General features: G+C 60.7%; 20 protein-coding genes, 1 tRNA gene and 1 pseudogene. 9 read left to right on the forward strand and 13 right to left on the reverse strand.

What is annotated here, in order from left to right; genetic code table 11:
• Window positions 1–51: 51 nt before the first annotated feature.
• Window positions 52–861, reverse strand: coding sequence for an AraC family transcriptional regulator (locus F3H96_RS17815; RefSeq protein ID WP_149803034.1), 810 nt, complete (start codon window positions 859–861; stop codon window positions 52–54).
• Between the two features lie 44 nt (window positions 862–905).
• Between F3H96_RS17815 and F3H96_RS17820 the strand changes: the two genes are divergently transcribed.
• The gene (locus F3H96_RS17820) at window positions 906–1,874 is read left to right on the forward strand and encodes an NAD-dependent epimerase/dehydratase family protein (protein WP_348530067.1); all 969 of its coding nucleotides are present in this window, start codon (window positions 906–908) and stop codon (window positions 1,872–1,874) included.
• A gap of 12 nt (window positions 1,875–1,886) precedes the next feature.
• Here F3H96_RS17820 and F3H96_RS17825 read toward each other — a convergent pair.
• Window positions 1,887–3,131, reverse strand: a pseudogene (locus F3H96_RS17825) (PLP-dependent aminotransferase family protein); the annotation flags it as partial.
• Window positions 3,132–3,229: 98 nt separating this feature from the next.
• Here F3H96_RS17825 and F3H96_RS17830 point away from each other — a divergent pair.
• Genes F3H96_RS17830 through F3H96_RS17840 form a run of 3 tightly spaced genes read left to right on the forward strand, consistent with a single transcriptional unit; the run spans window position 3,230 to window position 4,965 of the window.
• Entirely contained in the window at window positions 3,230–3,439 is a 210-nt protein-coding gene (locus F3H96_RS17830; RefSeq protein WP_149803037.1) for a DUF1127 domain-containing protein, read from the forward strand.
• A 45-nt stretch (window positions 3,440–3,484) separates the two neighbouring features.
• A complete protein-coding gene (locus tag F3H96_RS17835) occupies window positions 3,485–4,483 on the forward strand; it encodes a TSUP family transporter (protein ID WP_149803038.1) in 999 nt (332 codons plus the stop codon).
• The gene (locus tag F3H96_RS17840) at window positions 4,459–4,965 is read left to right on the forward strand and encodes an anthrone oxygenase family protein (protein ID WP_149803039.1); all 507 of its coding nucleotides are present in this window, start codon (window positions 4,459–4,461) and stop codon (window positions 4,963–4,965) included. The genes F3H96_RS17835 and F3H96_RS17840 overlap by 25 nt, the downstream gene beginning before the upstream one ends.
• A gap of 101 nt (window positions 4,966–5,066) precedes the next feature.
• On the opposite strand, the gene F3H96_RS17845 is transcribed toward F3H96_RS17840, so the two are convergent.
• The 4 genes from F3H96_RS17845 to F3H96_RS17860 all read right to left on the reverse strand — a co-directional run bounded on the left by F3H96_RS17845 (window position 5,067) and on the right by F3H96_RS17860 (window position 8,871).
• Window positions 5,067–5,141 (reverse strand) — tRNA-Gln (locus tag F3H96_RS17845).
• A gap of 103 nt (window positions 5,142–5,244) precedes the next feature.
• A complete protein-coding gene (locus tag F3H96_RS17850) occupies window positions 5,245–6,363 on the reverse strand; it encodes a glycosyltransferase (RefSeq protein ID WP_149803040.1) in 1,119 nt (372 codons plus the stop codon).
• Window positions 6,360–7,484 (reverse strand): glycosyltransferase family 1 protein, encoded by a 1,125-nt coding sequence (locus F3H96_RS17855; RefSeq protein ID WP_149803041.1) that lies wholly within the window; start codon window positions 7,482–7,484, stop codon window positions 6,360–6,362. Before F3H96_RS17855 ends, F3H96_RS17850 begins: the two co-directional genes overlap by 4 nt.
• 103 nt (window positions 7,485–7,587) lie before the next feature.
• Window positions 7,588–8,871, reverse strand: coding sequence for a hypothetical protein (locus tag F3H96_RS17860; RefSeq protein ID WP_149803042.1), 1,284 nt, complete (start codon window positions 8,869–8,871; stop codon window positions 7,588–7,590).
• Between the two features lie 318 nt (window positions 8,872–9,189).
• Here F3H96_RS17860 and F3H96_RS17865 point away from each other — a divergent pair, with 318 nt between their 5' ends.
• On the forward strand, window positions 9,190–10,338 hold the full coding sequence (locus F3H96_RS17865) for an FkbM family methyltransferase (RefSeq protein ID WP_149803043.1): 1,149 nt from the start codon (window positions 9,190–9,192) through the stop codon (window positions 10,336–10,338).
• 85 nt (window positions 10,339–10,423) lie between these two features.
• On the opposite strand, the gene F3H96_RS17870 is transcribed toward F3H96_RS17865, so the two are convergent.
• Window positions 10,424–11,266, reverse strand: coding sequence for an FkbM family methyltransferase (locus F3H96_RS17870; RefSeq protein ID WP_149803044.1), 843 nt, complete (start codon window positions 11,264–11,266; stop codon window positions 10,424–10,426).
• A 178-nt stretch (window positions 11,267–11,444) separates the two neighbouring features.
• On the opposite strand from F3H96_RS17870, the gene F3H96_RS17875 reads away from it, so the two are divergent.
• Complete coding sequence (locus tag F3H96_RS17875) at window positions 11,445–12,266, forward strand: ABC transporter permease (RefSeq protein ID WP_244620053.1); 822 nt, start codon at window positions 11,445–11,447, stop codon at window positions 12,264–12,266.
• Complete coding sequence (locus F3H96_RS17880; protein WP_149803046.1) at window positions 12,266–12,967, forward strand: ABC transporter ATP-binding protein; 702 nt, start codon at window positions 12,266–12,268, stop codon at window positions 12,965–12,967. Before F3H96_RS17875 ends, F3H96_RS17880 begins: the two co-directional genes overlap by 1 nt.
• A gap of 27 nt (window positions 12,968–12,994) precedes the next feature.
• Here the strand turns inward: F3H96_RS17880 and F3H96_RS17885 are convergent, their stop codons facing one another.
• The 6 genes from F3H96_RS17885 to F3H96_RS17910 form a co-directional block, all read right to left on the reverse strand.
• Window positions 12,995–14,224, reverse strand: coding sequence for a hypothetical protein (locus F3H96_RS17885; protein WP_149803047.1), 1,230 nt, complete (start codon window positions 14,222–14,224; stop codon window positions 12,995–12,997).
• A gap of 38 nt (window positions 14,225–14,262) precedes the next feature.
• Window positions 14,263–15,207, reverse strand: a complete 945-nt coding sequence (locus F3H96_RS17890; RefSeq protein ID WP_244620054.1) for a GDP-mannose 4,6-dehydratase — start codon at window positions 15,205–15,207, stop codon at window positions 14,263–14,265.
• A gap of 32 nt (window positions 15,208–15,239) precedes the next feature.
• Window positions 15,240–16,229 carry a GDP-mannose 4,6-dehydratase gene (gmd, locus tag F3H96_RS17895; RefSeq protein WP_149803049.1) on the reverse strand — a complete coding sequence of 330 codons (990 nt, stop codon included), beginning with the start codon at window positions 16,227–16,229 and terminating at the stop codon, window positions 15,240–15,242.
• 85 nt (window positions 16,230–16,314) lie between these two features.
• Window positions 16,315–17,730, reverse strand: coding sequence for a mannose-1-phosphate guanylyltransferase/mannose-6-phosphate isomerase (locus tag F3H96_RS17900; protein WP_149803050.1), 1,416 nt, complete (start codon window positions 17,728–17,730; stop codon window positions 16,315–16,317).
• On the reverse strand, window positions 17,727–19,154 hold the full coding sequence (locus F3H96_RS17905) for a phosphomannomutase (RefSeq protein WP_149803051.1): 1,428 nt from the start codon (window positions 19,152–19,154) through the stop codon (window positions 17,727–17,729). Before F3H96_RS17905 ends, F3H96_RS17900 begins: the two co-directional genes overlap by 4 nt.
• 106 nt (window positions 19,155–19,260) lie before the next feature.
• Window positions 19,261–19,605 carry a VOC family protein gene (locus F3H96_RS17910; RefSeq protein ID WP_149803052.1) on the reverse strand — a complete coding sequence of 115 codons (345 nt, stop codon included), beginning with the start codon at window positions 19,603–19,605 and terminating at the stop codon, window positions 19,261–19,263.
• A gap of 217 nt (window positions 19,606–19,822) precedes the next feature.
• Between F3H96_RS17910 and ppdK the strand changes: the two genes are divergently transcribed.
• Together ppdK and F3H96_RS17920 are read left to right on the forward strand one after the other, a co-directional pair.
• Window positions 19,823–22,507 carry a pyruvate, phosphate dikinase gene (ppdK, locus tag F3H96_RS17915; protein WP_149803053.1) on the forward strand — a complete coding sequence of 895 codons (2,685 nt, stop codon included), beginning with the start codon at window positions 19,823–19,825 and terminating at the stop codon, window positions 22,505–22,507.
• Between the two features lie 134 nt (window positions 22,508–22,641).
• On the forward strand, window positions 22,642–23,745 hold the full coding sequence (locus tag F3H96_RS17920) for a glycosyltransferase family 9 protein (RefSeq protein WP_149803054.1): 1,104 nt from the start codon (window positions 22,642–22,644) through the stop codon (window positions 23,743–23,745).
• The last annotated feature ends 37 nt before the right edge of the window (window positions 23,746–23,782 follow it).

Here is a 23,782-nt window from a genome sequence, read left to right on the forward strand (position 1 = left end):
GCCGGAGAAGGCCGACAGCGCGAAACCACAACGCGCGGGGAAGCAAAAGGTTTAGGCCGGTTGCTTCCGCAGCAGCGAGCGCGGCGTTTCGCCCAGCTCGCGGCGCATCCAGCGCGCCATGTGCGATTGATGCGAGAAACCCGCGGCTAAAGCCACTTCGGCGGCACTCATCCCGCCGTCAGCGAGCAGCAGCCTTGCCCGCTCGATCCGCCGGCTCACGACGTAGCGGTGCACGGTGGTGCCGGTGGCCTGCCTGAACGCCTGGCGCAGATGCGAGCTGCTGGCGCCTGCCTCGCGCGCCAGCACCTCGATCGTCAAAGACCGGTCGATATGCGCTTCGACGAAATCGCGCAAGCGCTTCAGCTGGGCGGCCGAGAGGCCACGCGCGCGGTCCGCGAGGGGTTTCGCCAGGCCGACGAGTTGGGTGGCCAGCGCCACGCTGATCATCTGGGCGTAAAGCGCGCCGCCCGGAGCGCCCGCCTGCTGCTCGCTTTCCAATGCCCGGCCGAGATGGACGATGCGATCGTTCCGCATGATGTGGCGTGTATCGAGGCCTGATCGCCTGCCGGTCCCCATCTCGAAAGCGGTTCGTTCCATGGCCTGCGGGGCAAGCCGGATCTCCAGCGTTTCGCAAGCGGATTCGGCCCGGTAGCCGCCTTCCTGGCCGGCGGGCACAAGATCGATGTCGCCCTGCCGGCGCAGATGGCGCGTTCCGGTCTCCTTGCAAAACGACCAGGTCCTCGGGCTGGCGTGCACGACGATGCGGTGGTCGCCGATCGGCGGCAGCACGATCGCGCCTGCGCCGTGGCGGTTGCGCGAGATGCTGACATTCGCCGGGGACAGTTCAGACCGGTCGCTCACGAGGCGCTCCGAATTCAAGGCAGAACGTGCTCAAAGATCGGCGCTTGCTGCGCGACTTTCAATGCCTGCGCACAGAGATTGCCTCTCCATGTTCAACATCGATGAGGCTTTCAATGTCTGTGTTTGTTGTGGTCGGCGCCGGGCCGGTCGGGCGCGAGACCGCCCGTCTTCTTGCTGCCGATGGTCACGAGGTCCGGCTGGTCAGCCGAAGTGGGACGGCGGCGGACGGATCTGTCATCCCCGTCGCGCTCGATGCCCGCGACGGAGACGGCCTTGCCGGGGTCAGCATCGGCGCGGAAGCGGTCTTCATGTGTGCCATGGCGCCTTACACAAAATGGCCGACGGATTTTCCGCCGATCATGGAGGGCGTTGCCGAAGCGGCGGAAAAGCTGCGCGCGCGCCTCATCGTGCTGGGCAATGTGTATGGCTATGGCAGCGAGGCGCCGTCACCTTTGACGGCCGCCGTCCCGCTGGCTCCGACGAGCATCAAGGGCCGCGTCAGGACCGCGATGTGGGAGCGTGCCCTTGCGGCGAAGGTTCCGGCGCTGGAAGTCCGCGCCAGCGACTATCTGGGAAACGGCGCCGGCTCGATCTTCACGCTCATGACGCTTCCGTCATTGCTCGCCGGAATGCCTGCGACGGTGTCAGGCGATCTTGATGCATTGCATGCCTGGACCTTCACCAAGGACGTCGCCCGAACACTGGTCGCTGCCTCACGCTATTCGGGCGAATGGGGCCGCGCCTTTCTCGTCCCCTCCCAGCATGCTTCGGTCCGCAGCCTGTCGGTTCGCTTCGCGAAGCTCGCCGGCATTGCGGCTCCGGATCTGCGTGTGTTGAGCGAAGAGGATCTCGAGGCGCTTGGACGCGAGGACGAACTCATGCGCGAGCTTCCGGAAATGGCTTATCTTTACCGGCGGCCCTGCATCGTCGATGCGTCCGATACCGAGCGCCTGCTCGGCGTATCGGCCAGCAGCCTCGACACAATGATTGAAGACACGCTGCGGAAAGATTGATGGACACCTTGCTCATTCGACGAAGGCAAAGTCCTGTTCGCGGGCGTGAAGCATGCTGACCAGCGTGCGCAGGGCCTCCTCCAGCCGCTCGATGGGCGGTGCGGCGAGAGCAAGGCGCACGGCGTTCGGCGCGTGTCCCGGAACCACCGCAAAGGCGCTGGATGGCGTGATTGCGATACCGCGTCGCGCCGCCACCGCGACGAAAGCCTGCGAGCGCCAATGCTCCGGCAGATTAAGCCAAAGATGGTAGGCGCGCGGATCCGCCTGTACCTCGAAACCTGACAGGCAGTCGGCAGCAAGGCGCTGGCGGCGTTTTGCGTCCTCGCGCTTATGGGCCACGAGCTGGTCGACGACGCCGTCGGCGATCAGCCGCTGCGCTGCATCGAAGGCGAAGCCGCCGGCCCCCCAGCCGCCCGAGCGGATCGACGCCATGATGCTCTCCCTGAGCCGCGAAGGCGCGCTGACGAAGCCCAGCGTCAACCCAGGCGCCACGCGCTTCGACAGGCTGTCCAGTACCACGCAATGCTCCGGCGCCAGCGCCGCGAGAGGCGCCTCATCGGCGAGGAAGCCGTAGATCGCGTCCTCGATTATGACGATGTCGAGCGTTTGTGCGAGCCGGGCGAGTTCGTCTCGCCGCGCATTGGGCATGGTGACGCCGAGCGGGTTGTGCAGAACGGGCTGGATATAGAGAGCGGAGAGCCGCGCCTCGTGATGCGCCTTTTCGATTGCTTCCGGGCGCACCCCGTGCTCGTCCATGGAAAGCGGAACGAGGATGACGCCGAGCCGCGCCGCGATGCCCTTGACCAGCGGATACGTCACAGCCTCGACGCCGCAGCGCGCGCCGGTCGGAACCAGTGTGGCGATGGCCGTGGCGATCGCCTGACGGCCGCCGCCGGTAAAGGCGAGTCCGTCGGGCCGGGGCGACCAACCGCCGCGGGCGAGAAAACCGGCACTGAGCTCGCGCGCGGCCGGCGTGCCGCCGGTGGCCGCCGGCCTCAGGGCGACCTGCAGGGCGTCGGCATCGGAAAGCCCGGCGAGGCTCTTCGCCATCAACTGCGATTGTCCCGGCAGGATGGGGAAATTGAATTCAAGGTCGATCCGCGGGTCGCCGGGATCGGTGGTGGCGGCGGCGCCACGGCGCGATTGCCCTGAGACATAGGTGCCGCGGCCGACCTCGCCGACGACCAGTCCGCGCTTCAGCAACTCGGTGTAGACGCGACTCGCGGTCGATGCGGCGATGCCCCGCTGATAAGCGAATGTGCTTAACCGGCCGCGGAGCGGCCTTGAGCGGCGTGCCGAAAGGCACGCGCACGCGTGGCTTTAGCCCAAATGGCCGCACGGACAAGGAGATGGATATGACCCCGATTGGAAGTGTCGTGAGGAGCCGCAATCCACTGCTTCAGCTCTCGCAGCCGATATGGATTGGGCTCGGAGCAATCCTGCAAGAACTCAAGTCGCGCAGGGCAATCCATGCGCTTAGCGAGCTCGACGATCACATGCTGACCGACATGGGACTGGTGCGAAGCGAGATTGCCCTTGTCGTTCGCCGGGGTCGCTACCGCTGAACCGCGATCGCCTGATCAACCGCTCGAGGACCCTGCGAGGTCGCCATGATCACCCTGCTGTTTGCTGCCGAACTTGCCGCCGCCGTGCTCGCCACTTCCTTCATTTCCGGCATTTTCGGCATGGCCGGGGGAATGATCCTGATCGCGGTGCTCATGGCGATCATGCCGCTGACTGTGGCAATGGTGCTGCACGGCATCACCCAGCTCACCGCCAACAGCTGGCGGGCCTGGCTCTGGTGGAACGCGATCCTCTGGCGCATCGCCAGCTTCTATGCGGCCCGGGCGCTCGGCGCCGCGCTGTTGCTTGCGGCAATCGAGCTGGTCCCCAGCAAGCCGGTCGCGCTGATTTCGCTGGCGCTGCTCTCTTTCGCCGGCCTGTGCGTGCCGCGTGCAATCGCGCCCGATATCCGCCGCGGCGGCCATGGTCTCTGTTGCGGCTTCCTCTGCACGGCGCTGCAGCTCACCGCGGGGGTTTCCGGGCCGATACTCGATGTCTTTTTCGTCCGCTCCGGGCTCGACCGCCGGCAGACTGTGGCGACCAAGGCCGCCATCCAGGCGCTCGGCCACTTCCTTAAGGTCGTCTATTTCGGGCAACTGCTCGTCACCGGCGCCAATGTCCTGGCGCCGGCAGCGGTGGCCCTGGCGATCGCGCTTGCGGCCGTTGGAACGCAGCTCTCGCGGCGCGCCCTCGATGCCATCAGCGACGTGCATTTCATACGCTGGAGCCGGTGGCTCATCGTTGCCGCCGCCGCCACCTGCCTTGTCCAGGGCATCGCGCAGCTCGGCACCGCGCCCGGCTCCCTCGCCACCGCGACGCCGGCGTCGGAACAGCCCGGAGATTGTTCCATCGTCTCGGACGGACGGACTCATGCCGGCCGACTTTCGCCTGGCGCGAGCACCATGCGGTCGGTGCCGAACTCCTCGGGATGCGGCCATCGCTTCATTTTTCCTGCTGATGGAACTCGGTCGGGACGCTCACGTTCGATCTGGAACGAGGCCGCAAATGAGAGGCCGATCCGATGCATGTTTTCCTGGAGGTGCTGACCGTTGCTCTCGTGGCGAGTGCGATGGCCATGGCTCTCGCCCACGCGCTGGAGTTGCCGGGCAAATTGCGGCTCGGCAGGCAAGAGTATTTTGTCGTCCAGCGGATCTACTACCCGGGTTTCACGATCGGGGGCGGCGTCGCCGAGGTCGGCGGGATCGTTGCGACGTTCGTGCTGATGCTGACATCGAGTTCCGTCCGCTTCTGGCTGGTCGCCGGCGCCTTGGCTGGGCTCATCCTCATGCAGCTTGTCTTCTGGGTCATGACCCAGCCGGTCAACAGACACTGGCTGCAGGATGTGGAGTTGACCGCGCCGGCGAAGCGCTTCTTCGCAACCGAGGGCAGCGCGGGGAGCCCGCTCCCGCAAACCCAAGAATGGACGGCGCTTCGTAACCGGTGGGAGCTCTCGCACGTCGTCCGCGCGGCGTTCGCGGTGCTGAGCCTGATCCTGCTGACCACCTCAATCGCCATCCATGGTGCCTGATGCGGCAAGGTTTTTTGTCCGCGGGGTTTCCAAATCAACCGATGCGAGGCCTCCACGGGCGTGGCCGGTCGTCTGGTCGAGGCTGGCCTTTTCTTAGAGGATGGCTGGGGCGCCAGGATTCGAACCTGGGAATGTCGGTACCAAAAACCGATGCCTTACCACTTGGCGACGCCCCAGCAGGCGGGACATGCCCGCTGCGCGCGGCCTTATAGGACGAGGCGGCGCAAAGCTCAATGCCGGCCGTGCACGAAACGCGACGGCAAATCTTGCAGTCGCCGGCTAAGCGGCGCGATCGCGCAGCCGGACGTAGAGATCGGCATAGGCCTGCCCCATGTTTTCGGCGGTGAAGAGGGCGCAAAACCGTTCGCGCGCCGCCCGCCCCCATTTTTCCGCTTCTGCGGGCGAATCGACAAGACGGTTGACGGCCTCGGCCAGTCGAAGCGGGTCGGAAGGCGGGACGACCAGGCCGGTTGCGCCGGCCTTGTTCACATAGGACGTTCCGGTTCCGATCTCGCATGAGATCATCGGCTTGCCGCACATCGCCGCCTCCACGAGCGAGACGCCATAGGCCTCGGACCGCTGATTCGAGGGGAAGACGAAGCCGCTGCAGCCATGAAGCAGGGCCATCTTCTGCCGTTCGGAAACCTCACCGAGGAAGATGACATTGTCGAGCTTGAGCCCTGCGGCCTGACGTTTCAGGTGCTGCTCGGTCGGTCCCGATCCGGCAATGACGATCTTGCACCGCACCCGGTCCGCGGCCTGGATAAGGATATCCAGCCCCTTGTAGTAACGCAGCACGCCGACGAAGAGCACGAAAGGCTCCGACACGATCGATTGCCGCCAGGAGTTGTCCGCCGCCGTCGGCGCGGGATAGGCGTCCTCGTCTATGCCGATAGGGATGACTCGCGATTTGTCCTTGAATTTTCTCAGCGTGACGCTCGACCGCAGATAGTCGGGCGACGTCGCGGCGATCGCGTCGACATCGCTCAGGAAGCGCATCAAGAGCGGATTGTAGAACGGCAGCAGCAGGCGCTGCTTGACGATGTCGGAATGATAGGTGACGACGGCCGGCTTGCCGTGGCGGGATCTGAGATGCGCGATGTCCATGACCGGCCAGGGAAAATGGTAGTGCACCAGGTCGGACTGCCGGGCGAGCGTATCGAATTTGCGGAAAACCTCGCGCGAAAACCCTGTCGAGGCGAGCTCGAAATCCAGCCTGGCTTTCACGGCCATGTGGCTGCCGATGCGCCTGGTGTTTTCGTCGGGCGCGCGGCTCAGCGACAGGACCTGCGTTTCGACCCCGTGGCTGGCCGTGCTTTCGGCGATGGCATGGATGGTCCGCTCCACCCCGCCGAAGCTGTCCGGCCAGTATGTCTTGAAGAAATGCAGGACTTTCAAACAGGCGTCTTTCGTCTTAGCCGGATGGCCTGCTCAAAGATCTGCAGCATGCCCTCGGCGTGGTTCTCCCAGGTGAAGCGCTCCGCGTTGCGGCGGGAGCCGGAGGCAAGCTTGTCGCGCAATTGCGCGTCGAGGCAAAGATGGCGAAACCCCCCGGCGATCGCCTCCGCATCGCGCGGGTCGACCAGGACGGCACTTTCGCCGGCCACTTCCGGCATCGACGATGTATTCGATGTCAGCACCGGTTTGCCGAACGATTGCGCCTCCACGATCGGGAAGCCGAAGCCCTCGTAGAGCGATGGCATGGCCAGAAACATGCAGTTCGCATAGAGCGTGGCCAGCATCCCGTCGTCGACGAAGCCGGTGAAGATGATTTTCCCCTCGAGCCCGCCGCGGCGCACCTCGTCCGCCAGGCCCGTCTGTTTCCAGCCGCTGCCGCCGACGATGACGAGATCGCAGCCCGAGCGGACGCTTTCAGGCAGCAGCCCATAGGCCTTGATGAGGTTGCCGAGATTCTTTCTGGGCTCAAGCGTGCCGACGAAAAGCGCGTAGGGCCTCTCAATGCCGAGGGGGTCCAGGCTGGCAAACCCGCCCGGCGCGGGAAGGGGGGTCGTGCCGGGAGCGATCGTGCGGATCGGCGCCTTGAGCCACGGAAACTCTGCCTTCAACGCGCTCGCCGTGGCGCTGGAATCGGCCGCGACCACATCGGCGCTTCGCAACGCCGGCTTCATCAACAGGCGCTCGCCCAGCAAGGTCCGCGTCCGCATGGTTTGCGGCGCGTGCACCCAGACGAGATCGTGGATGGTCACCACCCGCGCGATCCGGCCGTCCAGCGCGAGCGGCAGGCGGTGCGACGGCCCCCAGAAAACCTCGACATGATCGCGCGCGGCCAGGGAGGGCAGCACGGCTTGCCCCCACAATGCCCGCGCAGGAAGCGACCGGTATCCGCCCGTCCGCAAGGCAACGCCGCGCGGCAACTCGTAACCGGCGTTGATCGGAGCGGGAGCGTAAACGCGAACCTCGGCGCCAAGCGCCGACAGCGCCTTGATCGACTTATGGACGAACCGGCCGATTCCGTCGGTGGCCGACTGAAGATTCCTGCCGTCGATGCCGATTTTCAATGGGTTCTCCGGAGGCAGGTCAGGGGATTCCGCATGTTCAAATGGATAACGTCAACTTTCGAGGGATGACGGCGATGTGGCTAGGCGCGCCGGTAGCACGGCCTCAACTCGGGTCAACAGCCCAACCGTAGGAGTCAAAAGCTACGCCCCGTCTCCTATCTTCGCCGATTCTTTCATCTGCTTCAGTTTCATTAAGCAACATCGTAATCTTTAAGAAAACTCTCCTCGATCGTGCACGAATAGTCGCTGTCTCCAACCAACCTTCCGCAGGCTGCAATGAGTGCGCGAGCGGCACATCATCAACCTCGAAACGAAGCTGGCTTCGTAGACGTGCAGAGGCATAACCGCGTATCCATATCCTAATCGACAGGTCGACGTGAGCCGGACACGGAAGATACAAAGTTGTCCGAGTATAAGGTCCCGTCCATACGCAACATTGAGGCGTGCCGGCAGCGTCCCGGCCCCAATGGCCCGAGCCTAGGATCGTGTCTCTGACGGAAACGACCGAGAAACCGTCGCGTGCAAATGGCCGCAAGCGCTTCGTAGCAAGGGCGGCGTGCCGAGCCTCGAATTCCGCCTCATTGTATCCGGCCGCCCCACCACTGTGGCGCATTTCGAACAACTCGCTTGCGCGGTCGTAGAGAATTTTGTCGTGAACCGTGAGACGTTCGAGAAGGTGGTCGACGTCTTTGTCTACCTCTGAGGCGAGGAATCGGCTGGATTCCGTGACGTTCAAGGCAACTGCCTGGCCCGCGTCATGAACCAACCCGAGCTTGGATGCTATTGCTGCTTTCGTCTCGGATAATCGCGAGCTAACTCCAACTACGTGATAGCGCTGTTCGAGCGCACTGAGTGCTGTGGGCAGCAATGGACCTGTGTCCTCAATATTTTCGACGATTTCAGTGGTGTATCCAGCTGCAAGCGCCCTGGTCATATAGTTATCAAGGAGAAACCGCACCCCAGATCGACAATGCTTTCCCAAGAATGCAGCCAGAGGGAGATTGACAGAGTCGCTGAGAGCTTCATCTTCTGGCGACCCCACGTAATGGCTTTTTAATCTCGCTTCGCGGCGCCAATCGGCGATCTGAGAGAGGATGCGCTGTCTCGGATCCCTCAAAACCGTAGAGCAAAAAACGTCATCTGAGGCGAACACGCGAATTGGCAGATGGGTGCCGAACGCGTACGAGGTGGAGAATGCGGTCAGAGCCGCGCTCTTCATGGGTTGGTTGAACAGTTCGACCCGCCTCAATAGCTTCAACGTTTCTGCTTCGTTCCAAACTCGATCGTCCGGTTGATGCCAGTTCAGCCAACTGTTCAGCGACGTTCCACCGCACTTCTTTAGGTGAAAATGAAAGATCTTTCTGAAGCCGCCAGAAAACAACAGCAAGGCCCCCCATGCTTAACGTCGGCACACACACGGCAGATCCGCCAGCGCCATACAGATCTGATGAAATCTGCCAAGGCGGCGCGCTGTCTCTATCGCCAGATTCTCGCGTCAACTCGGGCAATCTCCGACCTTAAGGCGTCAAAACCCGACAGTGAAGGCCGTTGCGCATGAAGCTGGTGGATTAAGCTCTCAAAACTCAAATCTGTGATAGATCCAGACGGAACCCGTCCATGGCGGCGACCTTATCGTTGTGCAGACACAACCGTCACGGATGCGTTAGCGAAGCCTGGCACCAAAAAATAGTTACTCTGAGAGACTATGGAAGAACACATGCTAAATCGGAAGACATTAGAGAACGATTCCGAAATTGTGGAGGCACTGTCGTCTTGGGGAGCAAAATCGATTGCGGGCTTCGCTGCCTTTATTATTGAAAGAATGTACAGGGCAGAGGCCTCGAATGACGTTCATTCATTTGTTGAGCTCAGGAAGCATATAGAATACTTCTCAAAAAAGGCTGGCGTTGACCTACTATCAATAATTGGTGGTTCAGATTTTAGAGTGGATAAGGCCGTTTTCCTTGATTTCTCAAGAAATTGCCTGGCTGTGTGTGGTGGAATAGAAAAATTTATTTGTAATCGTGAAGATATAAAGAGTGAATTGGATGATATAAAAGGTTCACTTGTAAGAATACAGACGCAGCTTTTAATAAATTCCTGGGTTGCGGAGACACCTCGCGAACAGCTTAGGGAGAGGATCCTTACGATTGGCTCACTACTATCCCCGATGGCTGTATCAGGTTTAGATAAGATAAGAATAGGTAGTCAGACAGACGGCGGATATGTAATGCTTGATGACTTCGCTGGGGTTGACGGTGCGTTGTCGCTTGGAATAAACGACGACGACAGTTGGGACGTGGACATTGCAAGGCGAGATATTATTGTTCATCAATATGACAATACGATAGATAAATCACCAACTTCAAACGATAAGTTCACATTCTTTAAGGAAGAAATATCATCGGGGAATTCGAGAGGAGTATCGATAGATGACGCGACCGATCGCATAGGTGGTAAAAAACTTGTCCTTAAATGCGACATAGAAGGATCTGAGTGGGGAGCTTTTGCGTCGGTTGACAGTAACACGCTAAAAAAATTCTCTCAAATAGTTTGCGAGTTTCACGGTTTTGGCTCAATAAATGATGAAAGATCCTATGTTATGATCGAAAAAGCCTTGACAAAATTGCATACAGTATTTGACGTAATTCATGTTCACGCAAATAATAGCGGTCCATGGATGATTATCAGTGGGGTGCCGTTCCCAAGCGTTATTGAGATTACGTTTGCCAACCGGTTTATGTATAAAATAGAAGAATCAACTGAGATATTCCCAACAAAGCTCGACTATCCAAATGCTCCTAGTTTGCCAGAGTTCTATCTCGGAAATTTTCGGTACAGAAGAGCGCCATAAGCTAGTGAGAGACTCTTTAGATGCTTAGCTCGGCGAGGGTCGACCAAGTGGCTTTTGACACGCGGCGAGAGTCGGACGGCGATCATTACCGCTCCTGCAGCCGCTCGAAATAGTATCCGGTCGGTTGAACCACTGTCCCTATGGCCCACTGTCTTAGGCCAGGTCCGTGCGAGGCGATGGCATAGCCGGCCGCCAACAGTTGCTCCAACAGCACCGCCGGTCGCCCGCCACCAGCTTCAATCATAGGCGGATGCATTTCAACATACCCTCGCTTGACGCCGCTTTGGACAATCGAATCGCCTAGTTCGTGCTCGGCGCCCTCGATATCAATCTTAGCGAAAGTTGGTCCTGCGCTAATGAAAGCCTCTAGAGGCTCTATTTGCAGGTCGATCTGCGGGACTTCTTCGGCGCTTCGGACATTGACAGTCGTTGATGAAAGCACTGGCGCTCTGATCGTCTTCCGTTCCGGACCAATGCCGACTGCATGGACCGTGACGTTGGAGAGGCTGTTTAATCTCGTTTGGGTGCGCGTGGATGCCGCGTTCCAAGGATAAGGATCAAAGGCGTGGACATGACCGCGCAGTGCGCGAAGGGCAAACCATGTAGTTAGATAACCCGCGTTGCAGCCTAAGTCGAAGACCACGTCGTTCGGGCAAACGAAGTTCGTTGAGTCCATCTGTATGAGGGACCATTCCTTCAATCCCGCTGGATACCAGTTCTTAGATTCTCGATGAAATGTGACGAAACGAAAGTGGTGCCCTGCCTGCTCATGTTCGACTACTTCAGGATCGACCCGAGAATAGGATCCAAGCATCGGCGCATACTTTTCAATCCGGTCGAGTTCCCGCATGAAGTCGTCGACAATTTGCTCGTCCATTACGCGCATATTACTGCCCCAGAATTGAGTGGGTTGGTTCGTAGCACTCATTTCCCTCCATCCGCAACGAGCCAGCGTCAGGCCATGGGCGAACGCCGATCTCTTTCGTGCAACTGCCCAACTCGCGCCGTATTGAGCGGTGATATGCTGGCTCGACTCACCATCTGAACGTACCTATAGGTACGACCGCAAACGGCGCGCTGCTAGGAACACAAATTTGGATGTAGGAATGTCTCGGGCTAGCAGGCCAGGAAAATCATTCTCTGAAGCGGTATTGGGTGGTACTGGCGATCTTCGTGGCGCTTGGTCACGAAGACAGACCGCGCTGTACTTCGCATGGACAGACACCGTTGCGCGATACCGAAGGAGCGTGCTCGGCCCGTTGTGGTTGGTCCTGGGGACTGCGGTTGGTGTCGTCGGACTAGGTCTGGTCTGGAGTGTCCTTTTGGAGATGCCTGTCCAGCGCTTTGTGCCAATGCTCACGGTAGGACTTATAACTTGGCAATTTATTGCTGGCACGATCACGGAGGCCAGCGGCGTTTTTCAGCGAAACGCTGCCACTCTGACAAGTATCTATGCGCCCCGTTTTTCATTTTCGAGCGAGCTGCTTTTGAGGCAACTTGTAATGCTCGGCCACAACACGATTGTTCTGGCAGCTGTTTGGATCATAATCCCCTCTCACTGGAGTTGGACAATGCTACTCGCATTGCCGGCTCTTGTCCTCGTTGTCGGCAACTTATTTGCGGCAGCACAAGTCATAGGCTTCATAGGGGCGAGGTATCGAGACGTTGAGCCGCTGGTGGCCGCTATCATGCCAATGTTATTTTTCCTGACGCCTGTTCTCTATGAGTCCAGGCAGTTGGGTCCTATAAAGGAAGTGATGCTTTTCAATCCCTTAGCCCACTGGATAACCATTATCAGGGATCCGATGATGGGCGATGTCCCGAGTCTCATAAGCTATTTGGTTGTCGTCGGTACTGGAATCGCACTCTGGATCGCCGCTCTTTGGATAACCGGCGCCAAGGGCGCACGCTTGCCGTATTGGATGTGATGGCTGAAGTCTTACTTGAAAATGTGACGGTCAGGTACCCAATCTATGGTGTGGGTGCGACGTCCCTTCGAAATCAGTTGATCAACGTCGGCACTGGAGGTCTGCTGTCCCGAGAGGGGCGAACGACCGTCGAGGTGACTGCTCTTAGGGATGTTTCACTTAGGCTGACGAACGGAGACCGGCTCGGACTCGTCGGACACAACGGGTCCGGTAAGACGACACTGCTCAAGACAATTGCCCGAATTTTCGAGCCTACCCTGGGGAAAATCACAGTTACCGGGCGTATAGCAACTGTCTTCGGCCTCGGTACGGGCGCGCTACCTGATTTGAGTGGCTATGAAAACATTCGTCGTATGTCCATGCTCCTCGGAGCCACCTTCGAGGAAGCAGAAGCATCGATACCAGACATTGAGGCTTTCACGGAGCTGGGCAATTTTTTGAATGTTCCGATTAGGACTTATTCCGCAGGCATGACCACCCGCTTGCTTTTTGCTGTCGCAACGGCCGTTCACCCGGAGGTGCTGGTTGTCGACGAAGTGTTTGGGGCCGGCGATGTCGGATTCCAAACCAAGGCACGAAAGAGAATGGCCGAGTTCGTTGAGCGGGCGAGCATCGTAATACTAGCATCCCATTCGAGCGATATTCTTGATCAGTTCTGCAACCGCAGAATCATGCTTGAGCATGGCCAGATAGTGGGGTAAGTTGGGAAGCAGGCCTTCAGAGCGACACTAGTTTTGTTGCGTACACTTGGCCGCCTCAACATACATCTGCGCCCGCACTTCGACGGTTACAGTATCAGCATAGCGCGCCCGTGCTTGTGCGCGCATAGGCAGCATTGCGTCTTGGCGGTATATTTTCTGCGCCAATTCGAGGTGGTTGCCTATCTCGAAAAAGCTGAGGGCGTCTTTGGCGTATTTTCCTAGTTCACGAAACGCACCGGTTCTGGTGCAATAGATAGGACGCTTCAAATCGAGTGCTTGTGAGGCTGGGCCGGACGATGTCTGGCCGACTTCCTCGTAAGGCAGAAGAATAGCGTCGCAGCCCACCATAAGCTCGGCGAAGGTGCGATTATCGACTGCGCCGGCAAAGTGAACGCGCTTTAGCAATGCGGAGCGCTTGGCATCGGCTCCATCTCGTTCTCCGGCGTTAAAAGTTGGCTCGAGAAGCTTGGCTATGTCTTGGATAGGGGGCTGCTCGCTAGTCGCATGCACCACCGTTTCAGGGTGAAGACCTCCTACAATGAGAATATGATAGTCTACCGGCAGGTGGTCGAGCGCGCGCAAGGCGACTTTAGTACCCTTAATTCCACCAAGAAATCCGAAGACGCCGAGCACCTTCTGCCCGGATGTTCCATATATATCGTCCAACTTTTGGCGATAATGCTCGTGATCGAACTCTGCCTTCTCCGCTCGCGTAAAATAGGACAGTGGCATGTCAAAAATGCGCTCCGGATCGACGCCCAGAAGCGTAAGACGAGTTTTTTCGCGGCGAGTCTGGACGATATGGGCGAACTTTTTCTGGTTTGATCGAATTGCTCGCAATAATCGACGAAAAACAGTTTGGCCATAAGTGTGCCTTGCCAAATGCACTAGAGACCGAAGGCTTTTCGGGAGCGATGGGGGAGGTGTGGGTACAGTATGATAAGTAATAACTATCCGTTTGCTGACTTCAATTATTGATTTCAGTGTCGCCCATATCTGCCTCTGAGAGCGGCCGAACAGCCCGGGCTCAAGTTCTATCACCACAACGTCTGCCTTTGAGATTACGGCCAGCGATTCTGCTAGCGCACTTTGCGCCATAGAATGAGCCATCGGCCCCGACGATCGCAGCAGGTCAACGGGCAGAGGGGCTATCGAAAGATTACCGCCTAGCAATTCGCGTAGCGGACCTTCAAGGTGTTCTACATATTGGGCGATGCCGCAGTCACGCTGGTAACTTGAGATGATCGCAAGTTTCACGAGGAAAAATCCCATACAATTGGCTTAGCGAAGGTAGTTCATTGCCTGCTGCATATCCGACGCCAATATTCTAAAACATCGGCTATTGTTTGCTCGAATGGCACCAAAGGTGTCCAGTTCAGCCTTTCGCGCGCTTTTGATGCATCGCCGCAGGCGACGGGGATCTCGTTCGAACGGAGCCTTTGCGTGTCCGTGCGGACTTCGATGTCGATGCCGGACTGTGCAATAAGTGCGTCCAGGACATCTCGAATTCTGCGCGGCCGCCCGGACGCGATGTTGTAGACACAATCAGGCCCGGTCTCAGAGTCTTGGATCGCGGCGATCGCATAGGCGCGCACGACGTCGCGAACGTCGAGGAAGTCGCGTTCGGCTTCGAGGTTTCCGACATGAATGACCGGCTCGCCCTTGCCCGACCGGATTTCCGCGACCTGGCGGGCGAAATCTGAGACCACATAGGTGTTGGATTGGCCTGGGCCGGTGTGGTTGAATGGCCGAAAGCGAATGGCGCGCAAGCCATCATAGGACATCTGACCGATCATAAGGTCCGCGGCAGCTTTGGTGGCGCCGTAGACGTTCACCGGCCGGAGCGGTGCGTTTTCCGTCACAGGAGCAGTCGCGCTTTTGAACGAGGCCCCATAGGCCTCCGAGCTGCCAACGTATACGAACCTGGCCTCCGGAGCATGGCGCATCACCGATTCGGCCAGGTTCATCGTTCCCGTTACATTCACGTCCCAGGCATGCCGTGGCGCGTTGCGTGCATCGGAAGGAGCGGCGACCGCGGCCAAATGGACAAGCGCGGTAGGTTGGATTTCGCGAACGGCATCATCGATCGCCTCCCGGTCCCGCAAATCGATTGGGTTTCGCCGCCCTTCGCCATTGCCGAGCGCGAACACCTTGCAGCCAGCGTGCTCCCGCTCCAGCAGCTGCAACAGTGCCGTGCCGACAAACCCACTGGCCCCGGTTATCAAGATGCGATGCGTCAACGTACTGACCATGTTGGCAAAAGGGCTTCCGATCACCCGCGTTTCGGCGGGAGGGTGTGCCGCTCGAGATCCGCATCCACCATTTCGCAGATCATCTTTTCCAGCGAGATCGTCGCCTCCCATCCAAGCTTCGCCTTCGCCTTGGCAGGGTTGCCGAGCAGGATCTCGACTTCCGCCGGCCTGAACAGGTCGGGATCGATAACCAGGTGGTCGTCCATCTTCAGCCCGACATGCTCGAAGGCGATGCGGCACATGTCGCGCACCGTCGTCGTCCTGCCGGTGGCGACCACATAGTCGTCGGCCTTGTCCTGCTGCAGCATCAGCCACATGGCGCGGACATAGTCTTTCGAGTGGCCCCAGTCGCGCTTGGCGTCGATGTTGCCCAGCCGCAGTTCCTTGGCCAGGCCCTTCTTGATGCGCGCGACCGCATCCGTGACTTTGCGGGTCACGAACTCGATGCCGCGAAGCGGCGATTCGTGGTTGAACAGGATGCCGCTCGAAGCGTGCAGGCCGAAGCTTTCGCGGTAATTGACGGTGATCCAGTGACCGTAAAGCTTCGCCACCGCGTAAGGCGAGCGAGGGTAGAAAGGCGTGGTTTCCGACTGCATCGGCTCCTGGATCAGGCCGTACATTTCCGACGACGACGCCTGGTAGAAACGCGCCGAGGGGATTTCGAGACGCAGCGCCTCCAGGACATTGGTGACGCCGATGCCGGTGACGTTGCCCGTCAGGATCGGCTGCTGCCATGAGGATTTGACGAACGACTGTGCGGCAAGGTTGTAGACCTCGTCCGGCCTGATGTCGCGCATGGTTCGAGCCAGGCCCGACAGGTCCGTCAGGTTGCCGTCCACGATCCGCACGTCCTTCTCGATGCCCAGCCATTTCAGGCGCGTGGTGTTGACGTCGGCCGTGCTCGACCGTCGAGCAAGTCCGTGGACCTCGTAACCCTTCGCGAGCAGAAGCTCGGCCAGATATGCGCCGTCCTGCCCGGTAACGCCGGTTATCAATGCTGTCTTTGTCATCAAATGCTCTCAGTATGTTTTGATAATGTCTCCCCAAGCCCTGCTTCTGTGCTTGCCCGCCCCAGCCATGCGGACCAATGAACCGCTATGCGCGACCATATACGTCGTCGAAGCGCACGATGTCATCCTCGCCGAGATAGTCGCCGCTCTGAACCTCGATGATCACCAGGTCGATCTTGCCCGGGTTTTCCAGCCGGTGCCTGTGGCCGCAAGGAATGTAGGTCGACTGGTTTGTCGCCAGGAACAGTTCCTGGTCGCCATTGACAACCTTCGCCGTACCGCTGACCACGACCCAGTGCTCCGAACGATGGTGGTGCATCTGCAGGCTGAGCCGCCGCCCGGGCTTGACTTCGATGCGCTTGATCTTGAAGCGGTCGCCTTCCTCCAGAACCGTGTAGGTGCCCCATGGCCGGTGCACGGTCGAGTGAAGCAGATGCGCCTCATGCCCCGAAGCCTTCAGCCCTTCGAACAGTTTCTTGACGTCCTGGACCCGGTCGCGGGATGCCACCAGCAACGCGTCCGGCGAATCCACGATCACCAGGTCGCTGACGCCGACGGTGCCGATGACGCGCTTGTCCGAGCTGATGTAGCTGCCGGCCGTGTCGACCGTGTGGACGTCCCCGCGTATCCTGTTCCCGCGGCCGTCCGCCGGGGTCAGTTCCGCCATCGCATTCCACGACCCGATGTCGTTCCACTCCATCTCGCAGGGAACCACCGCAAGGTTGCGCGTCTTCTCCATCACCGCGTGATCGAGCGAGATGCGGGGCGCCAGCGCGAAATGCTCAGGCGAAAGATCGATCCTGTCGGTATCCCCATTGTTGTTGAACTGGCCGTGCTCATAGCTTGCTGCAACCGCCTCGAGAACGGCTGGACAGTGCGCGGCCATGGCATCGAGCATGGTCCGCGCCTTGAAGCAGAAGATGCCGGCGTTCCAGAAGAAACGCCCCGATGCCAGGTAAGCCTTGGCCGTGTCGAGGTTCGGCTTCTCCACGAAACGGATGACCTTCTCGCCATCGGCCTCGATATAGCCGAAGGCGGTGTCCGGACGGCTGGGCCTTATGCCAAGAGTGGCGATCAGCCCCTGCCGCGCATGCTCGATGGCCCGGTCCATGACGTTCGTGAAGGCGGGTAGGTCGCCGATCATATGGTCCGCCGGGAAAACGCACAGAATTGCGTCCGGACCCTGCGTTGCGTTGGCATGGATGACGGCCGCGGCAACCGCGGCGGCGGTGTCCCGCCCTTCCGGTTCGAGCAGGAAAGTATGCGGCGGAACCGCCGGAGAAAGTTCGTCGAAGTCGTCTTTTGTCAGGAAAAGATGATCCTTCGACGTTACCGCGACGAGCGCCGCGACGTCCTTCAGCGAGGCCGCCCGCAGCACGGTGTGCTGGATCAGCGAGCGCCCATCCGCAACCTTGAGGAAGGGTTTCGGGTGCGATTGCCTGGACGCCGGCCACAGCCGCGACCCGGCGCCACCGCTGATGATGACGGGAACCACTTTCATTCAACGACCTCTCGCTCGTCTGCCAGTCCGGTGTCCCGCGCCCGTTCGAGGGCTATTGCCACAATTTCGGTTGCCCTGTCATGGCTGCCAGCCTCGGCGTAGCAACGAAATTCGGGAGCGTTGCCGGAAGGCCGCAGATGGATGATCTCGCCGCTGGTCATTCGCGCCCTGAGGCCGTCTGTCTCATCAACGTCCGCGACGGCGCCGAAGGGCGCAAGGAATTTCTGCAATGTGTCGCGGTCGGTGAGCTTGCGCATCAGGCCGTGCGATTTCTCGACCGGGAAGTTTTCGAGCCGCTCGCTGGCGCAGACCGGAAGGTTCCAGGTTTCGCGCAGGCTGGACAGCGATCTTCCCGTCGATGCGACCGTGCCCAGCACCGCCAGGATCGGCAGAAACGAATCCCGCGTCGGCAGCGCCGACAATGTCTTGCCGTTCAAAAGGCAGTCCGATCCGAGCAGCACCCCGCCATTGGCCTCGAAGCCGACAACGATGCCACCTGCCTGCCGCGCGGCCTCCATTCCTTCTATGACGAAAGGCGATCCAACCTTCGTTCTCTTGACGCTGAATCCGAAAGCCTCGGAGATGCCCGAGTTGGAGGTGACCGGCGTCACCACGACGTCGGCGCGCACAAACAGGGCCGTGGCCAGCCCGATCAGGTCGCCGCGAAACAGCTCGCCGTTTTCGTCGATGACGAGAGGGCGGTCGGCATCGGCATCCGTCGACAACACGGCGTCGAAATCGAACTCGCGCACCCAGTCTTTCGCCTTCGCCATGGTTTCCTGGCCGACCGCCTCCGTGTCGACCGGCACGAAGGTTTCTGTCTTCCCGACGGGGATAACGTCGGCGCCATAGGATCGCAGCGCCTCGACCAGCGGCTCCGCCGCCACGGAACTGTGCTGGTAGACGCCGAGCCTCAGCCCGGAAAGGGCGCGCGGCGGAAGAATGGAGCCGACCCGGTCCCGAAAGGCCGCGAGCGCCTGTTCATGGCCGGCCTGCCAATCCGCACGGGCCGGCGGCCAGGGATATCGGGGCGACAGTTCATCGACATAAAAGGTGATCGCGGCTTCATCGGCCTTGTCGATCTCGCCCTTCGGCGCATAGAACTTGATGCCGTTGCGGTCGGCCGGAATATGCGATCCGGTCACCATCAGGGCCGCGGCGCCGTGCTGGCGGGCGTAAAAGGCAAGCGCGGGTGTCGGGATAGGACCGCAATCGACCGGCTGGAAGCCGGCTGCGGCCACTGCGGCCATGCAATCCTCGGCAATCCTCTGACTGCTGTCGCGCAAGTCGCGCCCGACGAAGATCTTGCCTTGCTCAAATCCGGTCGCCCGCAAGCGCCGGGCAAAACCCTCGCTGTAAAGTCCGCTTGGCCTTCCAACCAATTCGGAAGCCAAACCTCGAACGCCGCTTGACCCGAATTTCATCAGTCTGCTTTGCCGTTGGAAGATCGCCGCTACTTATTGGAGTGAGCCCGACTGTCAACAGCAAAAAAATACCTCGAAATCCGCGTCTTTTCTAATATCCCCAGATCTAATATCCCCAGACAGCCAGCTCGTTGCCGGCCGGATCGGTGAAATGAAACCGCCTGCCGCCGGGAAAGGCGAAAATCGGCTTGACGATGGTGCCGCCGGCACTTTCGACCGCGTCCAGCGTTTCCTCGAGATTTTCGCAGTAGAGCACGGGAAGTGGCTTGGCCGGCGCTTCGCCGGCATCGGCCTGGAAACCGCCGTCGAGCCCTTCGGCGAAGGCCGAGTAGGTCGGGCCGTAATCGGTGAACGACCATGAAAAGGCAGCGCTGTAGAAGGATTTGACGCTGTCCAGCGTGCCGCCGGTCGCCGGCAGTTCCAGATAGTCGAGTTTTCCGTTGAGTTTCATCGCGATACTCCACTATGTTCCCGTTATGTTCTAGAACGGCGCCGCACCCTCCGGCAAGTCTTTTTGACGCAGCTTTTGCTTAATCGATTGTAGCGGCCGCGCTTGCTTTGCCGGTGCCTTGCCTTTCGCACTGCAGCACCCTATCGCTCGGTCGGGGACGGCGGGAACCGGGCCATGGTCCGGATGTTTTCCATCTTCCACGAATTGGAGGGCAAGCATGACCAAGTGGGTTTACACCTTCGGCGACGGCGCCGCTGAAGGCCGTGCCGGCGACCGCAACCTTCTCGGCGGCAAGGGTGCCAATCTGGCCGAGATGTGCAGCCTCGGGTTGCCGGTGCCGCCAGGTTTCACCATCACCACCGAGGTCTGCAACGCCTACTACGCCAATGGCCGCACCTATCCTGCCGCGCTCGAAGCCGATGTCGTCTCCGCGCTTGACCATATCGGCCGGATCACCGGCCGCCGCTTCGGCGATCCCTCGAAGCTGCTTCTGGTCTCCGTGCGTTCCGGCGGCCGCGCCTCGATGCCCGGCATGATGGACACGGTGCTCAATCTCGGCCTCAACGACGAGACTGTCGAGGCTTTGGCCGCCGATTCCGGCGATGCGCGTTTTGCCTATGACAGCTACCGCCGCTTCATCCAGATGTATTCCGACGTCGTGATGGGCCTCGACCATGAAGTGTTCGAGGAAATCCTCGAGGACCAGAAGGCGAGCCTCGGTCACGAGCTCGACACCGAGCTGACGGCCGAGGAATGGCAAGGCGTGATTTCGCTCTACAAGGCCAAGGTCGAGGAAGAGCTAGGCAAGCCGTTCCCGCAGGATCCGCGCGAGCAGCTCTGGGGCGCGATCGGCGCCGTGTTCTCGAGCTGGATGAACAGCCGCGCCATCACCTATCGCCGCCTGCACGACATTCCCGAAAGCTGGGGCACGGCCGTCAATGTCCAAGCCATGGTGTTCGGCAATATGGGCGATACCTCGGCCACCGGCGTCGCCTTCACCCGCAATCCCTCGACCGGCGACAGGCAGCTCTACGGCGAATTCCTGGTCAATGCGCAGGGCGAGGACGTGGTGGCCGGCATCCGCACGCCGCAGAACATCACCGAGTCGGCGCGCATCGCCGCCGGCTCCGACAAGCCGTCGCTGCAGAAGCTCATGCCCGACGCCTTCCAGGCTTTCGTCGACATCTCCGACCGGCTGGAAAAGCACTATCGCGACATGCAGGACCTCGAATTCACCATCGAGCGCGGCAAATTGTGGATGCTGCAGACGCGCTCCGGCAAGCGCACGGCCAAGGCGGCGCTGAAGATCGCCGTCGACATGGCCAAGGATGGGCTGATCACCAAGGAGGAGGCGGTCGCCCGCATCGATCCGGCGTCGCTCGACCAGCTGCTGCATCCGACCATCGATCCGAAGGCCGCGCGGGATGTCATAGGCATGGGCCTGCCGGCCTCGCCTGGCGCCGCCACTGGCGAGATCGTCTTTTCGTCCGCCGATGCCGAGGACGCCAGGGCGCAGGGACGCAAAGCGATCCTGGTGCGCATCGAGACCAGCCCGGAGGACATCCACGGCATGCATGCCGCCGAGGGCATCCTCACCACGCGCGGCGGCATGACCAGCCATGCCGCCGTGGTGGCGCGCGGCATGGGCAAGCCCTGTGTGTCGGGCGCCGGCTCTTTGCGCGTCGACTACAAGGCCGGCACGCTGCTTTCGATGGGCCAGACGTTTCGCAAGGGCGACATCATCACCATCGATGGCGGCAACGGCCAGGTGCTCAAGGGTGCGGTCGCCATGCTGCAGCCCGAGCTCTCCGGCGACTTCGCCGCTATCATGGAATGGGCGGACGCGGCACGCCGCATGAAGGTGCGCACCAATGCCGAAACCCCGCTCGACGCGCGCATGGCGCGCTCCTTCGGCGCCGAAGGCATAGGGCTCTGCCGCACCGAGCACATGTTCTTCGACGGCGACCGTATCGTCGCCATGCGCGAGATGATCCTGGCCGACACCGAGAAGGACAGGCGCACCGCGCTCGACAAGCTCCTGCCGATGCAGCGCTCGGATTTCCTCGAGCTGTTCGAGATCATGGCCGGCCTGCCGGTGACGATCCGCCTGCTCGACCCGCCGCTGCACGAATTCCTGCCCAAGACCGAAGCCGAACTTGCCGAGGTCGCGACGGCCATGAACGTTTCGGCCGATAAGCTCCGGCAGCGCACCGAAGCGCTGCACGAGTTCAACCCGATGCTCGGCCATCGCGGCTGCCGGCTTGCCGTCTCCTATCCCGAGATTGCCGAGATGCAGGCGCGCGCCATCTTCGAGGCGGCCGTCGAGGCCGGCCGCAAGGCGGGCGCGCTGGTCGTGCCGGAAATCATGGTGCCGCTGGTCGGCCTCGTGAAGGAGCTCGAATACGTCAAGGCGCGCATCGATACGGTGGCGCAAAGCGTCATGCAGGAGACCGGCACCAAGATCGATTATCTGACTGGCACGATGATCGAGCTGCCCCGCGCGGCCATCCGCGCCCATGTCATTGCCGAAGCTGCGGAATTCTTCTCCTTCGGCACCAACGACCTGACCCAGACGACTTTTGGCATCTCGCGCGACGACGCCGCCTCCTTCCTCGAAACCTATCGGCAGAAGGGCATCATCGAGCAGGACCCGTTCGTGTCGCTCGATGTCGACGGCGTCGGCGAGCTGGTGCGGATCGCGGCCGAAAAAGGCAAGGCGGCGCGGCCGGGTATCAAGCTTGGCATCTGCGGCGAGCATGGCGGCGATCCGGCATCGATCCGCTTCTGCGAGGAGGTCGGCCTCGACTACGTCTCGTGCTCGCCCTACCGTGTGCCGATCGCCAGGCTGGCGGCCGCGCAGGCGGCAGTGGCGGCGGCGAAGAGCTCCGCAAAACGCGCCTGAGGTCATTCCGAGAGCGGCTCGGGCTATCTTACGATTTTGTATGGAATGTCACGTGAACGTGCGCGTGACGGCCCTGAATCTCGACATCGTTCCAAGGAAGTATCCGACACCGAATTTATTGGTGTCGGATACCCATGTTGCAGATTTCCCCAACCGCATTCCGGTCGATCCTGATCCTGCAGACCAAGTTCATCGGCGACATCGTGCTTGCCTCGGCGCTGGCGAAGAACCTGCAGCTTCAGTATCCGGGCGTCAGGCTCGTGTTTCTCTGCGAGGCGCATTTCGCTGGCTTCCTGACCGCTCACGGGATAGCTTCCGATGTCGTTGCCTTCAGCCGCGCCAAGATGCGCGGCTCGCCGCTCGAGCGGGGACGCGAGCTTTTCCGCATGGTACGCACATTGCGGCGCCATCGCTTCGATATGACCATCGACATCACGGACTCGAAAACCTCGCGGATCATTTCCGGACTGGTCAACGCTCCGGTCAGGGTCGGGTATTTCCCGACGGACCGGCCTCTGCGCTGGCATGAACGCCAGCCCGCCAATGTCAGGATGAAGCCCTTCGGATTTGGCAAAAGACATTATCTCTACCGCTATTTGTCGCCGCTGGAGGCGCTCGGCGTCGACCTGCGCGTCAAAGTGCCGGCCATCCGACCGCTGCCCTTCGAGACGGCGCACGCGCTGGCTTTGCTCGCCAGGCACCGCATCCAGCCAAACGCCTTCTTCGCTATTCACGCCGGAGCAAGTTTCGCCGGGCGCCGCTGGCAGCCGGAGCGCTTTGCCGAGGCGATCGACAGGATCGCCGGCGGGACCGGCCTGCGCGTGGTTCTGGTCGGCGGCCCCGATGAAAGCGAAGCGGCTGACAGGATCGTTGCCGCCGCGAAGACGCCTATCGTCAACCTGGCGGGTACGCTGCGGCTGGAAACGCTGCTAGCATTGCTCAAGGAGGCGCGGCTGTTTCTCGGCAACGAAAGCGGCCCGATGCATATGGCGGCCGCGGCGGGAACGCCGGTCGTCGGCCTGTTCGGACTGACCAATCCGGTTCGCTGGGCACCGGTCGGCGTGCCAAGCATCTCGTTGCGGCCATCCATGCCTTGCGACTGCGTCGGCGGCGACTTGTGCCGGCGGACCGACCCGAGCAAGGCATGCTGTGTCTGGCGACTGGAGGTCGATCCGGTGGTAGACGCGGCGCTGGAACTCCTGGCGCGCACCGAGATGGTCCTGGAAGCCGCGGTCTGAAATTCCGTGCCGCCCGTCGGCCGCCTCGCGCCTTTTG

Source organism: Mesorhizobium sp. NFR06, from assembly GCF_900115245.1.
In the GTDB taxonomy this organism is placed as follows: domain Bacteria; phylum Pseudomonadota; class Alphaproteobacteria; order Rhizobiales; family Rhizobiaceae; genus Mesorhizobium.

Coding starts and splice junctions, on each gene's coding strand:
- F3H96_RS17880 (WP_149803046.1), top strand. CDS start 12,266: ATGGCTGAAGTCTTACTTGAAAATGTGACGGTCAGGTACCCAATCTAT.
- F3H96_RS17840 (WP_149803039.1), top strand. CDS start 4,459: ATGCATGTTTTCCTGGAGGTGCTGACCGTTGCTCTCGTGGCGAGTGCG.
- F3H96_RS17830 (WP_149803037.1), top strand. CDS start 3,230: ATGACCCCGATTGGAAGTGTCGTGAGGAGCCGCAATCCACTGCTTCAG.
- ppdK (WP_149803053.1), top strand. CDS start 19,823: ATGACCAAGTGGGTTTACACCTTCGGCGACGGCGCCGCTGAAGGCCGT.
- F3H96_RS17835 (WP_149803038.1), top strand. CDS start 3,485: ATGATCACCCTGCTGTTTGCTGCCGAACTTGCCGCCGCCGTGCTCGCC.
- F3H96_RS17865 (WP_149803043.1), top strand. CDS start 9,190: ATGGAAGAACACATGCTAAATCGGAAGACATTAGAGAACGATTCCGAA.
- F3H96_RS17905 (WP_149803051.1), bottom strand. CDS start 19,154: ATGAAATTCGGGTCAAGCGGCGTTCGAGGTTTGGCTTCCGAATTGGTT.
- F3H96_RS17900 (WP_149803050.1), bottom strand. CDS start 17,730: ATGAAAGTGGTTCCCGTCATCATCAGCGGTGGCGCCGGGTCGCGGCTG.
- gmd (WP_149803049.1), bottom strand. CDS start 16,229: ATGACAAAGACAGCATTGATAACCGGCGTTACCGGGCAGGACGGCGCA.
- F3H96_RS17910 (WP_149803052.1), bottom strand. CDS start 19,605: ATGAAACTCAACGGAAAACTCGACTATCTGGAACTGCCGGCGACCGGC.
- F3H96_RS17870 (WP_149803044.1), bottom strand. CDS start 11,266: ATGAGTGCTACGAACCAACCCACTCAATTCTGGGGCAGTAATATGCGC.
- F3H96_RS17875 (WP_244620053.1), top strand. CDS start 11,445: ATGTCTCGGGCTAGCAGGCCAGGAAAATCATTCTCTGAAGCGGTATTG.
- F3H96_RS17920 (WP_149803054.1), top strand. CDS start 22,642: ATGTTGCAGATTTCCCCAACCGCATTCCGGTCGATCCTGATCCTGCAG.